This window comes from Citrobacter sp. S46_ASV_140, assembly GCF_018919545.1.
Classification (GTDB): domain Bacteria; phylum Pseudomonadota; class Gammaproteobacteria; order Enterobacterales; family Enterobacteriaceae; genus Citrobacter; species Citrobacter braakii.
In genome coordinates, this window is sequence record NZ_JAHLRC010000091.1 from 1 (window position 1) to 14,237 (window position 14,237).

General features: G+C 55.1%; 12 protein-coding genes. 8 read left to right on the forward strand and 4 right to left on the reverse strand.

Annotated elements, in window-relative coordinates; translation table 11 throughout:
* From KQJ19_RS18125 to KQJ19_RS18160, 8 genes are all read left to right on the forward strand, one after another.
* The coding region (locus tag KQJ19_RS18125; protein WP_216403942.1) for a type VI secretion system baseplate subunit TssF at nucleotides 1-916 on the forward strand (916 nt) is incomplete at its 5' end.
* Nucleotides 880-1,827 (forward strand): type VI secretion system baseplate subunit TssG, encoded by a 948-nt coding sequence (tssG, locus tag KQJ19_RS18130; RefSeq protein WP_216403943.1) that lies wholly within the window; start codon nucleotides 880-882, stop codon nucleotides 1,825-1,827. The genes KQJ19_RS18125 and tssG, both read left to right, overlap by 37 nt.
* Nucleotides 1,818-4,319 carry a type VI secretion system ATPase TssH gene (tssH, locus tag KQJ19_RS18135; protein ID WP_216403944.1) on the forward strand — a complete coding sequence of 834 codons (2,502 nt, stop codon included), beginning with the start codon at nucleotides 1,818-1,820 and terminating at the stop codon, nucleotides 4,317-4,319. The genes tssG and tssH overlap by 10 nt, the downstream gene beginning before the upstream one ends.
* Nucleotides 4,316-5,251, forward strand: coding sequence for a hypothetical protein (locus tag KQJ19_RS18140; protein WP_216403945.1), 936 nt, complete (start codon nucleotides 4,316-4,318; stop codon nucleotides 5,249-5,251). Before tssH ends, KQJ19_RS18140 begins: the two co-directional genes overlap by 4 nt.
* A gap of 319 nt (nucleotides 5,252-5,570) precedes the next feature.
* Nucleotides 5,571-5,819: a plasmid stabilization protein gene (locus tag KQJ19_RS18145; RefSeq protein ID WP_137380106.1), complete on the forward strand. Its 249-nt coding sequence runs from the start codon at nucleotides 5,571-5,573 to the stop codon at nucleotides 5,817-5,819.
* On the forward strand, nucleotides 5,809-6,090 hold the full coding sequence (locus tag KQJ19_RS18150; RefSeq protein WP_216403946.1) for a type II toxin-antitoxin system RelE/ParE family toxin: 282 nt from the start codon (nucleotides 5,809-5,811) through the stop codon (nucleotides 6,088-6,090). Before KQJ19_RS18145 ends, KQJ19_RS18150 begins: the two co-directional genes overlap by 11 nt.
* 26 nt (nucleotides 6,091-6,116) lie before the next feature.
* Complete coding sequence (gene tssI / locus KQJ19_RS18155) at nucleotides 6,117-8,081, forward strand: type VI secretion system tip protein TssI/VgrG (RefSeq protein WP_216403947.1); 1,965 nt, start codon at nucleotides 6,117-6,119, stop codon at nucleotides 8,079-8,081.
* Nucleotides 8,081-8,602, forward strand: a complete 522-nt coding sequence (locus KQJ19_RS18160; protein WP_019078246.1) for a hypothetical protein — start codon at nucleotides 8,081-8,083, stop codon at nucleotides 8,600-8,602. Before tssI ends, KQJ19_RS18160 begins: the two co-directional genes overlap by 1 nt.
* A 21-nt stretch (nucleotides 8,603-8,623) precedes the next feature.
* Here KQJ19_RS18160 and nrdG read toward each other — a convergent pair whose 3' ends face one another.
* The 4 genes from nrdG to treB all read right to left on the reverse strand — a co-directional run.
* Nucleotides 8,624-9,088, reverse strand: coding sequence for an anaerobic ribonucleoside-triphosphate reductase-activating protein (gene nrdG, locus KQJ19_RS18165; protein WP_016151476.1), 465 nt, complete (start codon nucleotides 9,086-9,088; stop codon nucleotides 8,624-8,626).
* A gap of 175 nt (nucleotides 9,089-9,263) precedes the next feature.
* A complete protein-coding gene (gene nrdD / locus KQJ19_RS18170) occupies nucleotides 9,264-11,402 on the reverse strand; it encodes an anaerobic ribonucleoside-triphosphate reductase (protein ID WP_016151477.1) in 2,139 nt (712 codons plus the stop codon).
* A 409-nt stretch (nucleotides 11,403-11,811) separates the two neighbouring features.
* Nucleotides 11,812-13,464 carry an alpha,alpha-phosphotrehalase gene (gene treC / locus KQJ19_RS18175; RefSeq protein ID WP_216403948.1) on the reverse strand — a complete coding sequence of 551 codons (1,653 nt, stop codon included), beginning with the start codon at nucleotides 13,462-13,464 and terminating at the stop codon, nucleotides 11,812-11,814.
* Nucleotides 13,465-13,513: 49 nt separating this feature from the next.
* A partial coding sequence (gene treB, locus KQJ19_RS18180) for a PTS trehalose transporter subunit IIBC (protein WP_216403949.1) occupies nucleotides 13,514-14,237 on the reverse strand: 724 nt, incomplete at its 5' end.

The following is a 14,237-nucleotide window of genomic DNA, read 5'->3' on the forward strand; positions in this document are numbered from 1 at the left end:
TTTCGATCGCGCTCCGCCGGGGGCGCAGCATATTCACTCGGGTGATATTCGTTTGGGGTGTGTGCCAATCGTTAACCTGTTCACCCGGACCTCTGAGCCGCTGATCGCCGGGCATATTCGCAGCGAGCATCGGCTGGTGGCCGATCATCATGATCAACATGTACAGATCTACCGTGTACAGACGCTGTGGATGAGCCGCCGTGAAGAAGCCTGGCGCGTGCCTGCATATTATTCCGCTCACGGGCATAGCGAGTCCCGCTGGTTCTGGCATGCACGACGCAACCGCCAGCAGGGCAATGCGTTGTGGTTAACGCTGGTGGACAGCCGTTTCGACCCGTTTGCGCCGGATGAAGAAGCGAGCCTGACGGCGACGCTCTGGTGCAGCAACGGTGAGCAGGCCGCACTGCTTTGTGCGGGAACGCCACTAACCTTTGAAGTACCTGGTCCGGTTGCGCAGGTGCATTTACTGGGAACGCCGACCATGCCTTCAGCGCCTGCGTTGCAGCGAGATGCACGTTGGAAACTGCTCTCAACGCTTGCGCTCAACCATCTCTTATTGAACGAAGGTCAGAGCGCGCTGGACTCGCTGAAAGAACTGCTGGCCCTGTATGCCCCTTCCTCTGCGTCACCCGCTGTCTGGCAGCAGATCAATGGCATCCGCGAGATGTGTTGCCAACGGGTGAGTGAGCATCGGGGGCGGGATGCCTGGCGCGGCTGGCATAACGGTATCAAGGTGACGCTGGAACTCGATCCACAAGCCTTTACTGGAAGCAGCCGACTGTTGTTTGCGGGCGTTATTGCCCGTTTTCTGGCGCGTAATGCCACCGCAAACTGCTTTATCCACACGATATTGCAAGACGAAGGAGAGGAGCTGTCGCTATGGACAGACGTCGAACAGACCACGCTGATAGCGTAATCGCCCAGCTTAAGGCCGAGCCGTGGCGCTTCTCGCTGGAGCAGTGTGTCCGCATCCTGGAAGCGGCGGGTGAGACGCCCGAACTGCGGGGCGATCTGGGGCTGGCATTTAGCCCAGCGGAAGTCAGTTCGCTGAACGAAGACGTTGTGCAGGTGCGTAGCCTCGGGCCAGGGGGGGCGGATGGCGTATTGCCCTACGGCTGGCTGGAATGGCTACAGCAGGCGACGCAGGATAAAAACAGCGCACTGCAGGATTTTATATTTATGTTTCAACAGCGTTTTCTTCAACATCACTACCGTAGCCTGAGCCTGCATCGGCTGGCTATGCCTTACGCCAGGCGAGAAGATGCGCCAGGGCTTTCTGTAATGCGTGCGCTGTGTGGTTTCAGGCTCGACGCCATGGAAAAGTATGAATCTGCGCAGGTACAGAGTCTGCTGATGCAATGCGGCAACCTGCCTAATCGCAGGCGTTCTACGGCTGGATTTGTGGCGCTGGTCGAGGCCGTACTGAACGTCACCGTGCATGTCGAAGAGTTTGTCGGCCGCTGGCAGCCTTTGCCACAGGCATCAATAAGCCGGACGGGATGTCGGCTGGGGCGCAATAGCGTCGCCGGTCGGCGAATATGGAACCAGCATGCGGCGCTACGGGTGCATCTGCGTGCTAAAAACGCTACGCAGTGGCGCGAATTTTTACCCGGCAGTCAGGGTTTTCTCCAGCTCAGTAAGTTAGCGGAAATCTGGTTTGGCGCGGGAATAACGCAGGAATTGATGATGCGCGCAACCCTGACGCTGGATCATCGCTTAACCCGCGCTGCGCCGCCGCGTCTGGGGTATACCGCGCAACTGGCAGGGCGCAAGCCCGCCATGTTCCATTGCCAACAGCATCTTGAGGAGAACAGTAAATGGATTTGAAAGCGCTGGTAAAACGACTGAACCCCATTTGTTTTCGTGCGCTGGAACAGGCCGCCGAACGCAGCCGGGCGCAGGGACACTGGTTCGTTGAGCCGGAGCATATGCTGCTGGCTTTACTGGATGATGAACACTGTGATTTAGCGTATTGCCTGAGCAACGCGGCTATCTCCACCGATACGTTACGTGAAGAGATCCAGCGTGCTCAGGCGCAGTTCAAAGCGGGCTGTACGCGGATGCCGGTGTTTTCCGTACAACTGATAGAGCTACTGGAAGGGGCGATTTTGCAGGCGACATTCCAGCGTATTCCTCTGGTTCGTTCGGCCTTATTGCTCCTGACCTTACTCACCCGAGAACGGCTGCGTACCCAGTTGGCGCAGGGAATGCCACTGTTGTTACAGCTTCCGGCTGCGGAGCTGGAAAGCCAGTGGCAGACCTGGTGTCGCAACTCCGTTGAGGAGGCTGCAGACCCTGACAAGGGAGAATCCCCGAAGCGTGAAGGCGGGGTACTGGATCAATACACGCACGATCTGACTCGTGACGCGCGGGAAGGGCGGATCGATCCGATCATCGGGCGCGACGCGGAGATCCGCCAGTGTATCGACATCCTGCTGCGTCGCAGGCAAAACAACCCGATTCTGGTGGGGGCGCCAGGTGTGGGCAAAACCGCCGTTGCCGAAGGGCTGGCGCGACGCATTGCCGAAGCCAGCGTGCCGCCGCCGTTGCGTGATGTCGCTCTGCTGGCTCTCGATCTTGGCTTGTTGCAGGCGGGAGCGGGCGTGAAAGGCGAGTTTGAACAGCGTTTGCGCGGCGTAATCGACGCGGTAAAAAAATCCCCGCAGCCGATCGTTTTATTTATCGACGAAGCCCACACGCTGATAGGCGCGGGCGGCGCCGAGGGCGGCAGCGACGCCGCCAACCTGCTGAAACCGGCGCTGGCGCGTGGGGAACTGCGCACCATCGCCGCCACCACATGGCAGGAGTACAAAAAATATTTCGAGAAGGATCCGGCGCTGGACCGACGTTTTCAGCGTATCCAGATTGAAGAGCCGGACGAGAACAGCGCGGTGGTGATGCTGCGGGCGGTGGCCGACAAGCTCGAGGCACACCACGGCGTGCAGATCCTCGATACCGCCATCCGCGAGGCGGTGCGTCTGTCGCAGCGCTACATCTCCGGGCGCCAACTGCCGGACAAAGCCATCAGCGTGCTCGACACTGCCTGCGCCAGAGTGGCGCTGGCGCAGCATGACGTGCCGCCCCAGCTTGAGGGGATCCGTCAGCAGCAGGCGGCCATCGAAGAAGAGAGTGAACGCCTCAACCGCGAGTTGCTGGTGGGCGTCGATCATCACGACAGGCTTTGTGAACTGGAGGCGCTGGCGGAGAAACTGCACATTCAGGCGCGGGAAGTGGAAGGGCGCTGGCAGGATGAGCGTCAGCGGGTCGGCGAGCTGCTGGCCGCCCGCCAGCGGATGCTGGATCTCAGTGCGCGGCTGGACGATGACGAGGAACTGGAGCAAGAGCTGGTGGAGTGCGCGGCGCTGATCGGCAAACTGGAAACCGCCGCTGCGCAGCTGCGCGACGAAGTGCCGCTGGTGCCGGATTGTGTCGATCCCGCCACTGTGGCGGCGGTGATCGGCGGCTGGACGGGCATTCCGCTTGGGCAGATGCTCACCGACGAAGCCCACGCCCTGCGTACACTGGTTGAACGCATGAGCGAGCGGGTGATGGGGCAGCAGGCAGCGCTGGAGACCATCGCCCAACGCCTGCGCGCCTATCGTAGCGGTCTGACCGATCCGCAAAAGCCGGTCGGCGTGTTCCTGCTGGTCGGGCCAACCGGCGTGGGCAAAACCGAAACCGCCTATGCGCTGGCCGACGCTCTGTACGGCGGCGAGCGCAATCTGATCACCATCAACCTGTCTGAATACCAGGAAGCGCACACCGTCAGCCAGCTTAAAGGCGCACCGCCGGGCTACGTGGGCTATGGCAGCGGCGGGGCGTTAACCGAAGCGGTACGCCGTCGCCCCTATTCCGTGGTGCTGCTCGATGAAATCGAAAAGGCGCACCCGGACGTGCTGGAGGCGTTCTATAACGTCTTCGACAAAGGCGTAATGGAAGACGGCACCGGGCTAATTGTCGATTTCAAAAATACGGTAATGCTGGCGACCAGCAACGTCGGCGCGGAGCTGATTCTCGACACGCCTGCGGCTGAATTAAACAGTGAGCGGTTTAACGAAGATTTGCGCGAGGAGCTGTTGCGCCATTTTCGCCCGGCGTTCTTAGCGCGGATGACCACGGTGGCCTATCGGGCATTGGATGAAGAAATATTGAAGGGAATTGTGCTGGCGAAACTGGATAAGTTATCGCAGAGATATTTTGTGGCGACGGGAGAGAAATTAAATATGGAAGATGGATTGGTGGAAAGGGTAATGGAGAAATGTAAGGGCGTGGGGGCCAGAGATGTTGAGAATCTGGTGGTTGGGGAAGTGATAAAATGAGTGACATAATATCACTAGATGCTATTGTTCCATCAAGACCTGGATTAACTCCAGGGCAAGATGGATGGACTTACCATCACTATTTGCCTTGGCGGTATTATTGGCTCGCAGCTTATTTGATTTTATGCGTTATAAAGGCAAAGGAAATTAGTGGTAAGGGGATCAAGTTAAATGAATTTAATGTTGGGAGGGATTTTTTATCAAGACTTGATTATAAACGAATTCATTTGACTTCTATTATAGATGGCATGTGGCATGGGACTCCTGATAAAAAAAGATGGGATCCTTGTAATATAGATATCAAACGATATTCAATATATTGTACCTGCCCAAAATTTGGTGGGTTTTTAGGTATGAATCCAGCGCAAAGAATAGATGACCCCGGTTCTTCAAAAGAGAAACGTTGGCCTAAGAGTAGCGGTATCGATGGACAACGTAAATATCTAGATGCAATTGCTGCAATATTAGAACGCTCGTGTCGTAAAATAGGGGCGATTGAACATGATAATAAAATCAATGTTTCAATGAACTCTGATGATATGAATGACCTTATTAGTAAGCTTTTTATTCTAATTGATCATAGATTTAATTTTATAAAGGAGTTCAATCCGACTGATTGGGGAGTCGAGATTGCTGGTAGAAAAATTAAATGGGCCTTAGTCAATGAAAGAAAATTCCGTAGCTCTATAGTTGGGAACGGTTCTCGCGAAGCAAAGGTTTTCTTTCTAGCATTGCCAGATGAGTTGATTACAGGAGTAGAAAATGATGTGTATTATGAAAAAAAAGATAAAATGATATTTACTGAAATTTTTATGACATATAAAAAGATCGGTGATCATTTGATTTTTACTGGGCAAGGTCATTTTATGGCTCGTGATGCTCATAATTTTTTAGAAAACCATACTGACATTAAAATGTTTGTTTTAGGTTAATTTCGCTTTACTTGGACTGCAAATCCTCTAGGCCCGGTAAGCGCAGCGCCACCGGGCATTACGTACTCTACAAATATAAAAGGAATTTCCCATGCCAGATACCACCATTATCAAACTCACCGCCCCGACTCTAACCGGCCTTACCGCCACGACCGCTTATACCGAATCCCAGCTTAACGACCTGACCACTTCTGCGCCGTTAACTAGGCAACAGACTATCCATATAACGCGGTTTTTAATATAAAAAAGTATTCTTAATGATGCTTATAAAGACACTTTTAATGGCCTATACTAAAACCTCATCAACGAGGAAAAAATTATGCCATTTCATATCCTGACCAAAACCGCAGCCAGTATCACCGACCTGAAGCGTAACCCAATGGGGACGGTTAACGCCGGGGAAGGTGAAGCGGTGGCGATTCTGAACCGCAACGAGCCTGCGTTTTACTGCGTGCCGCCTGCGGTTTATGCGTATCTGCTGGAGCTGGCAGAAGACGCCGAGCTGAACCGTATCGCCGACGAACGTGAAGATGGAAAGCGAATAAAGGTGTCTTTAAATGACCTATAACCTGGAGTTTTTAGATATTGCGCTCAAGGAGTGGCGCAAGCTTTCACCCACATTACGCGAGCAGTTCAAAAAGAAACTGGCGGAGCGGCTGGAAAATCCTCATGTTCCTGCCGCCCGTCTTTCCGGCAAATTACACCGTTACAAAATCAAGCTTCGCAGTGCCGGATATCGTCTGGTCTATCAGGTTGAGGACAAGCAGGTTGTCGTTCTTGTGATCGCCATAGGCAGACGTGATGGTGATGAGGTTTATCATCAGGCTAACCGGCGCTAGCGCTATCGTTGAAAAAGGATTTTCCCATGCCAGACACCACTATCATTAAACTTACCGCCCCGGCCCTAACCGGCCTTACCGCCGCGACCGCTTATACCGAATCGCAACTTAACGGCCTGACCACCGCCACCGTCGCCGTAACCACCTCCGCGCCGCTAACTCTCGACGCTGCGCTGGCGACCCATCTGACCGCCACGATAAACAGCACCGACTACGACGGGCTGATTGCCGAAGCGCACCAGCTTCCGGCGACCAGCAACGCCGATCGCTATCAGTTTGTGCTTCGTCCGTGGCTGTGGTGGCTGACGCTTGCCAGCAACAACCGCGTTTTTCAGAACCTCAGCGCGCAGGAGATCGTCGAGAAGGTGTTTAAGGACGCCGGGTTTAGCGACTACAAATTTCAACTGAAAACCAAACCAATAAAACGGGAATACTGCCTGCAATATAACGAAAGCGATTTTAATTTTGTCTCGCGGCTGCTGGAGCAGGAGGGGATCTTCTGGTTCTTTATCCACGCGGCAGGCAAGCACACGCTGGTGCTGGCGGATGATAACAGCGCTTTCCCGCCGATAACGGGTGAGAAAACGGTCAAGTATCAGGCCGCAGCAAGCGGCGCACGGGAAACCGGAATGATTCGTTCGGCAGAGCTGCGTTTGCAGGCCACCGCGCAGGGCTTCCAGAGCAGCGACTATAACTACGAGCAGCCGAAAGCGGCGCTGTTTGCCCAGACCGGTGAGAAGAAGGGTGGTATGCAGTATCAGCATCCGGGGCGTTTTAGCGTTAAAGCCGAAGGCGACGCGCTGGCGGCGTGGAAAGTGAACGCCCTGAAAGCGCAGGCGAAACAGCTGGTCGGCGAAAGCGACTGCGCGGCGCTGACCGCCGGGCACTGGTTTACTTTGACCGATCACGATGACAAAGCATTGAACATCGACTGGCTGGTCATCGCCGTCAGCCACGAATACGACGGCGAGCGCTATCGCAACCGCTTTACCGCCATCCCGAAGGCCACGCCGTACCGTCCGCTCGCCGTGACGCCGCAGCCTTTTATGCATACGCAAACAGCGGTGGTGGTGGGTAAAAGCGGAGAAGAAATCTGGACTGATAAGCTTGGTCGGGTGAAGGTGCAGTTCCCGTGGGACAGAGAGGGCAAAAACGACGAAACCAGCTCCTGCTGGCTGCGGGTCGCCACCGCCTGGAGCGGCAACGGCTTCGGCGCGCAGTTTATCCCGCGCATCGGCCAGGAAGTGGTGGTGAGCTTTATCGATGGCGACCCGGATAAGCCGCTCATTACCGGCTGTGTGTACAACGGCGCGAATGCCCTGCCGTATGCGCTGCCGACGAATCAGACCCAGTCGGGCATTAAAACCAAAAGTGAAAAAGGCTTCAACGAACTGCGCTTTGACGACAAAAAAGATGCCGAACTGCTGGCGATGCAGGCGCAGAAAGACTTCCAGCTTACGGTGCTCAACGACAGCAAAACTACCGTTAGCCACGATGAGATCCACAGCGTTAAAAACGATCGCACCCGCACCGTTGAAGAGGGCAATGAAACCGTCACTCTGAAAAAGGGCAATCGCACGGTGAAAATTGAAAAAGGCAGCGACACGCTGGAGGTGAAGGATAAACGCAGCGTGACGGTGAAAGGCGATCAGGAACTCACCGTGGGCGGCGACGAAACGCATAAGGTGAAGGGGGATTATACGCTGAACGTCGACGGCAATCTGACGATTAAGGTCAGCGGTTCGCTTACCCTGGAGAGCGGCAAAACCCTGAAAGTGAAAAGCGGAGCGGATCTCAGCGCCAGCGCCGCATCGGGTCTGAAACTGGACGCCACCAACATCGCCAGCGAAGCCAAAGCCTCGCTGACGCAAAAAGCCGCGACGATAACCCACGAAGCAAAAGCCACGCTCACCAGCAAGGCCAGCGCCACCCAGACAGTGGACGGCGGTGGCATGTTGACCATCAAAGGCGGGATGGTGAAAATTAACTGATGCGTGAAGTGTTGGAACATCAGCAGGAGAGTACCTGCTTTCAGGCCGAGCTGACCGACGGTCTGCTGAACGGCGAAATGCGGATCGAAGAGCATGGTCGGCTGCTGTCGGTGCTGCGCTATCGGCAGGGCGCGTTGCATGGCGAGATTGAAAGCTGGCATGCCAACGGCCAGCTTGCCATGCAGCAGAGCTATCGCGATGGTCTGGCACAGGGCGTGGCGCGTTATTTTTCAGAAGAGGGGGCGCTGATACGTGAAGAGCAGTGGCTTGATGGTCAACTGCACGGTGAATGCTGCAGCTTTTATCCTTCCGGCCAGTTGCAGATACGCGAACAGTGGCGGCACGGGTTGCGTCACTCGCTCAGCGAGCAGTTTTACCCGGACGGCGCGCCAGCCCAGCGGCAATCTTATGAACAGGGAAAACAGAAGGGAGAAGTGGAGCGCTGGCTACCGGATGGGCGTGCCATTGATGCCCGTGGTAAAGCGCAATCGCGAATGAGTAAATGGACGGAGAGGCTGTGAAAAGCCTCTCCAGAGCGCGTGTTAACGCAAATGATGTACAACCTGATTACTGCTGCCGCGCCAGATCAGTGCCGGGTCTTTCAGATCCTGCACATATTTACCGTCAACCAGCACGTTGATGAGATCGACAACCTGCATTTGCGCGGCATCGAGTTCATCGAGCTTGTAGCCTGTCCACACCCAGATGTCTTTTCCCGGACACTCAGCGCGAATGCGCTGCACCAGTTGCAGAATATCCGGCACGTTTTGTGGATGCAGCGGATCGCCGCCGGAGAGCGAGATCCCCTGACGGTGAATACGCGTGTCGTTCAGATCGGCAATGATCTTGTCTTCCATCTCTTTGCTAAACGGCTGGCCGGAATTGAGCCGCCAGGTGCTTTTGTTATAGCAACCGGGGCATTCATGCACGCATCCGGAAACAAACAGCGTGCAGCGAGTGCCGGGACCGTTAACGATGTCGACAGGGTAATACTGATGGTAATTCATTTTCGCTTCTCATCCGTTTATCAATTCGCGCCATAGCTGCGTTCGTGCGCCCGAGTCACTTACTTATGTAAGCTCCCCGGGACTTACTCATTTGCTGCCTTGCTATGACGTGAATTGCGTTGCGGAAATAATGGCCCGAAAAGCGTCGCATCGCCGGGCAATAAAATCGTCTAAATTAACCGATCTGTCCGTTACCTAAATGCTTAACGCGGCGCTTCACTTCTTCCTGCTTACCGGCGTTAAACGGACGAGCGTCCGGGCTGCCTAAGTAACCGCAGACGCGGCGGGTGACCGATACGCGCGCGGCGTCGTGGTTGCCACATTTCGGGCAGGTAAAGCCTTTGCTGGTGCACTCAAATTCACCGGTAAAGCCGCACTCGTAGCATTCATCGATTGGCGTGTTGGTCCCGTAATACGGCACGTGCTGATAGCTGTAATCCCAGACGTCTTCCAGCGCTTTCAGGTTGTGCTGAATATTCGGGTATTCGCCGTAGCAAATGAAGCCCCCGCTTGCCAGCGGCGGGTACGGCGCTTCGAAATCGATCTTGTCGTACGGGTTAACCTTCTTCTCCACGTCGAGGTGGAAGCTGTTGGTGTAGTAGCCTTTGTCGGTCACGCCCGGGACCACGCCAAATTCGGCGGTATCCAGACGGCAGAAACGGTCGCACAGGTTTTCACTTGGCGTGCTGTACAGGCTAAAGCCGTAGCCAGTTTCGTCTTTCCACTGATCGACCGCTTGACGCAGGCGTTCCACAATGGCGATACCTTTGGCGCGCAGCTGCTCGCTGTCATACACATGCTTGTCGCCAAACAGCGCATTGATGGTTTCGTGAATACCGATGTAGCCCAGAGAGATGGATGCGCGACCATTTTTAAAGATTTCTGACACGTCATCGTCCGCTTTCAGACGCACGCCGCAGGCCCCTTCCATATACAGAATTGGCGCCACACGGGCCTTCACGCCTTCCAGGCGCGCAATGCGGGTCATCAGCGCTTTACGCGCCAGCACCAGACGATCGTCGAGCAGTTTCCAGAAGGTGGCTTCATCGCCATGCGCTTCCAGCGCGATACGCGGCAGGTTGAGGCTGATAACGCCGAGGTTGTTACGCCCGTCGTGAATCTGTTCGCCGTTCTCGTTTTCCCACACGCCGAGGAAGCTGCGACAGCCCATTGGCGTTTTGAACGAGCCGGTCACTTTGACCACCTGATCGTAGTTCAGGATGTCCGGATACATACGCTTGCTCGCGCACTCCAGTGCCAGCTGTTTGATGTCGTAGTTCGGATCGCCAAACTTGTGGTTCAGACCGTCACGAATCGCGAACACCAGTTTCGGGAACACTGCGGTTTTACGATTTTTACCCAGGCCGGCAATACGGTTACGCAGAATGGACTGCTGGATCAAACGCGATTCCCAGCTGGTTCCCAGGCCAAAACCAAAGGTCACGAACGGCGTCTGACCGTTGGCGGTATGCAGGGTGTTCACTTCATACTCGAGAGACTGGAATGCGTCGTAGCACTCTTTCTCGGTACGGGAATGGGCATAACCGTCGGCGTCCGGGATCTGCCACTCTTCAGCGGTTTTACGATGTTTATTAAAGCTCTCGGTAACGAACGGCGCGAGAACTTCATCAATACGGTTAATGGTGGTGCCGCCATAAATATGGCTGGCGACCTGCGCGATAATTTGCGCGGTGACGGCGGTCGCGGTAGAGATGGATTTTGGCGGTTCAATCTCCGCGTTACCCATCTTAAAGCCCTGCGTCAGCATGCCTTTGAGGTCGATCAGCATGCAGTTAAACATTGGGAAGAACGGAGAGTAGTCGAGATCGTGATAGTGAATATCACCACGCTCGTGCGCCTGGACGACATCACGCGGCAGCAGGTGCTGACGCGCATAGTGTTTGGCAACGATACCGGCCAGCAGGTCGCGCTGGGTCGGGATCACTTTGCTGTCTTTGTTGGCATTTTCATTCAGCAGAGCAGAGTTGGTTTGCTCAACCAGACCACGAATTTCCTGGTTCAGACGGCCACGTTTTTCACGCTGGATATCACGGTCGTGGCGATATTCGATGTACGCACGGGCGAGTTGTTTGTACGGGCCAGACATTAACTGGTTTTCTACCGCTGTCTGGATCTCGTTGATATCGACCTTGCTGCGCTCATTCATCTGGCTACTAACGACTTCTGCGACGGTGGCACAGTAATCTGCGTCATCGACTCCCGCTGCTTTAGCTGCACGCAGAATGGCTTCTTTGATGCGCTCTGATTTAAACGGCACTTTACAGCCATCTCGTTTCATCACATGCGGTGTCATGATCACTCCATATTTATAAGAACAGGTTATCCACAGAGGTTGGGGAGGCCATCAGGGCTTTATTCATCTCTATTGCCAATGACTTCCCGCAATCCTGACCCACTTTATCCACAATTCCACCGTGAAGCGGTGCACTGTAGTTGTAGCAATTGTAGTCGATTAATACAACATATTGGGTCGGCGTGCATTTTAAGTTCTATATGTAGTGATTTGCATCAAGGATGTTTACGATTTATTTGATGTAGCGCAAAGTAAAAATCGGAGCGTACAGATGACGGGCACTACAGCCGATTGTAAATTGTGGGCAGAAAATTCTGATTAATTATTCAACAAAAACAGAAAGGTAAGCTGGGCGTATGCATCAAAGCCCGGCAGCGTTATGCGTACCGGGCCTGAACATAATTGCAAGCTATTTTTGCAACCACCAGACGGCTTCAAAAGGACGCAGCGTCATGTCTGTGGGTTGGCTGGCGACCTCGGCATAGTTGTGCATCAGCACCTGCCAGTTGCCGTCGGTCTGGGTCGGCTGCCAGCTCTGAAAGGTATCGCTCAGATTAGCAATGACCAGCAGCCGCTGTCCTTGCCATTCACGTTGATAGCACCACAGATGCGGGCTGTCCGGTAGCAGATCCTGATAGTCGCCCCAGGTAATAACCGGCTCTGCTTTACGCAATGCGATCAGCTTCTGATAGGTATAGAACACCGAGTCGGTATCGCGCAGCGCTGCCGCCACGTTGATATCCGCTGCGTTGTCGCACAGATTGATCCACGGTTCACCCTGGGTGAAGCCCGCGTGTTTGCTGACATCCCACTGCATCGGCGTGCGGCTGTTATCGCGCGATTTACTGGCGAGGATCGCCAGCAGCTCTTGCGCATCGCGCCCTTGGCCGTTCAGGGCAGCAAACATGTTATGGCTTTCCACATCGCGATAATCGGTAATCTGGCGGAAGTGCGGATTGGTCATGCCGATCTCTTCACCCTGGTAGATGTAGGGCGTGCCCTGCATACCATGCAGCACCATCGCCAGCATTTTTGCGGCCGGAACGCGGTATTTACCTTCATCGCCAAAACGCGACACGATGCGTGGCTGGTCGTGGTTACACCAGAACAGCGCGTTCCAGGCCTGATTGTGCATGCCTTGTTGCCAGTGGCGGAATAGGGTTTTGAGCGCCACATAGTCGGGTTTGGCTAACGTCCACTTCTCACCGTTGGGGTAATCCACTTTCAGGTGGTGGAAGTTGAAGGTCATCGACAGTTCGCTGCCATCGAGTGCGGCGTACTGCTGGCAGTTTTCCAGCGTGGTGGAGGACATTTCTCCGACCGTCATCAGGCCGCGGGGCGTGAAGACGTCGCGGTTCATTTCACGTAAAAACGCATGCGCGCGCGGGCCGTCGGTATAAAAACGCCGCCCATCGCCGTCGGGATCGCTCGGGAAGTCCTGATCTTTAGAGATAAGATTCACCACGTCGAGACGCAGCCCGTCCACGCCGCGATCGGCCCAGAACTCGCACACTTTTTTTAGCTCGGCGCGGACCGCCGGATTCTCCCAGTTCAGGTCTGCCTGCTCCGGAGCAAAGAGGTGCAGATAGTACTGCTCGCTTTCGGCGTGCCAGCCCCAGGCGCTACCGCCAAATTTGGAGCGCCAGTTATTCGGGAGACTGTCTGGCGTGCCGTCGCGCCAGAGGTAAAACTGACGATACGGGCTGTCTTTATCCAGCGCCTCGCGAAACCAGGGGTGCTGGGTTGAAGTGTGGTTAAACACCATATCGAGAATAATACGGATGCCGCGCGCTTTCGCCTGCGCCACCAGTTCGTCAAAGTCTGCAAGCGTTCCGTAGGCCGGATCGACAGACATGTAATCCGCGACGTCGTAGCCGTTATCAACCTGCGGCGAAATATAGAACGGCGTTAGCCAGATGGCATCAACCCCCAGCGTTTGCAGATAGTCGAGGCGCTGCGTCACGCCGCGTAAATCGCCGGTGCCGCTGCCGGTGGTGTCCTGAAAACTCTTGGGGTAAACCTGATAGATGACGCCGTTTTGCCACCAGTGGGGAATATTCATGGTTGTTTCCTGGAAATACGATGGGGCGCAACTGCGCCCCGAAGAAAAGTTAGACAATTTGTAGTGTGCCCATACGGTGTTTACGCTGATAAACGAATGAGGTCAGTACCATGGGGATAACAATCGCAATGACCATTGCCATGCCAAATACCTGCCAGTAAGTCGGCTGGATGGAGAGGATGCCTGGCAAACCGCCGACGCCAATTCCGTTCGCCAACACACCGTTCAGGCCGCACAGCAGTCCGGCGAGACCGGAACCGATCATCGCGCACAGCATCGGGAAGCGGTATTTCAGGTTGATCCCGTACATGGCCGGTTCAGTGACCCCGAGATAGGCGGAAATCGCGGCAGGAACGGAGATTTCACGTTCATTGTGTTTGCGACTGGAGATGATGATCCCGACTACCGCAGAGGCCTGAGCGATATTCGACAGTGCGATCAGCGGCCATACCGGCGTACCGCCCATGCTCTGAATCATCTGCATGTCGATAGCCAGCGTGGTCTGATGCACGCCGGTTATCACCAGCGGGGCATACAGGAAGCCGAACAGCGCCGCGCCAATCGGGGCAAAGCTGCCGGTCAGCAGGTGACGGACCGCAAACGCGACACCGTCGCCGATCATGCGGCCAAACGGACCGATAAAGGCGTGCGCGAGGAACACCGCAAGGATCAACGAGCACACCGGGACGATCACCAGATACAGATAATCCGGGACGATGCGTTTCATGCGTGTTTCAATAAAACCGAGCGCCAGACCGGCCAGCAGTGCCGGA

Excerpts from the sequence above, each read along its gene's own strand:
- tssG (WP_216403943.1), top strand. The coding sequence starts at position 880 with ATGGACAGACGTCGAACAGACCACGCTGATAGCGTAATCGCCCAGCTT.
- tssH (WP_216403944.1), top strand. The coding sequence starts at position 1,818 with ATGGATTTGAAAGCGCTGGTAAAACGACTGAACCCCATTTGTTTTCGT.
- KQJ19_RS18140 (WP_216403945.1), top strand. The coding sequence starts at position 4,316 with ATGAGTGACATAATATCACTAGATGCTATTGTTCCATCAAGACCTGGA.
- KQJ19_RS18145 (WP_137380106.1), top strand. The coding sequence starts at position 5,571 with ATGCCATTTCATATCCTGACCAAAACCGCAGCCAGTATCACCGACCTG.
- KQJ19_RS18150 (WP_216403946.1), top strand. The coding sequence starts at position 5,809 with ATGACCTATAACCTGGAGTTTTTAGATATTGCGCTCAAGGAGTGGCGC.
- tssI (WP_216403947.1), top strand. The coding sequence starts at position 6,117 with ATGCCAGACACCACTATCATTAAACTTACCGCCCCGGCCCTAACCGGC.
- KQJ19_RS18160 (WP_019078246.1), top strand. The coding sequence starts at position 8,081 with ATGCGTGAAGTGTTGGAACATCAGCAGGAGAGTACCTGCTTTCAGGCC.
- nrdG (WP_016151476.1), bottom strand. The coding sequence starts at position 9,088 with ATGAATTACCATCAGTATTACCCTGTCGACATCGTTAACGGTCCCGGC.
- nrdD (WP_016151477.1), bottom strand. The coding sequence starts at position 11,402 with ATGACACCGCATGTGATGAAACGAGATGGCTGTAAAGTGCCGTTTAAA.
- treC (WP_216403948.1), bottom strand. The coding sequence starts at position 13,464 with ATGAATATTCCCCACTGGTGGCAAAACGGCGTCATCTATCAGGTTTAC.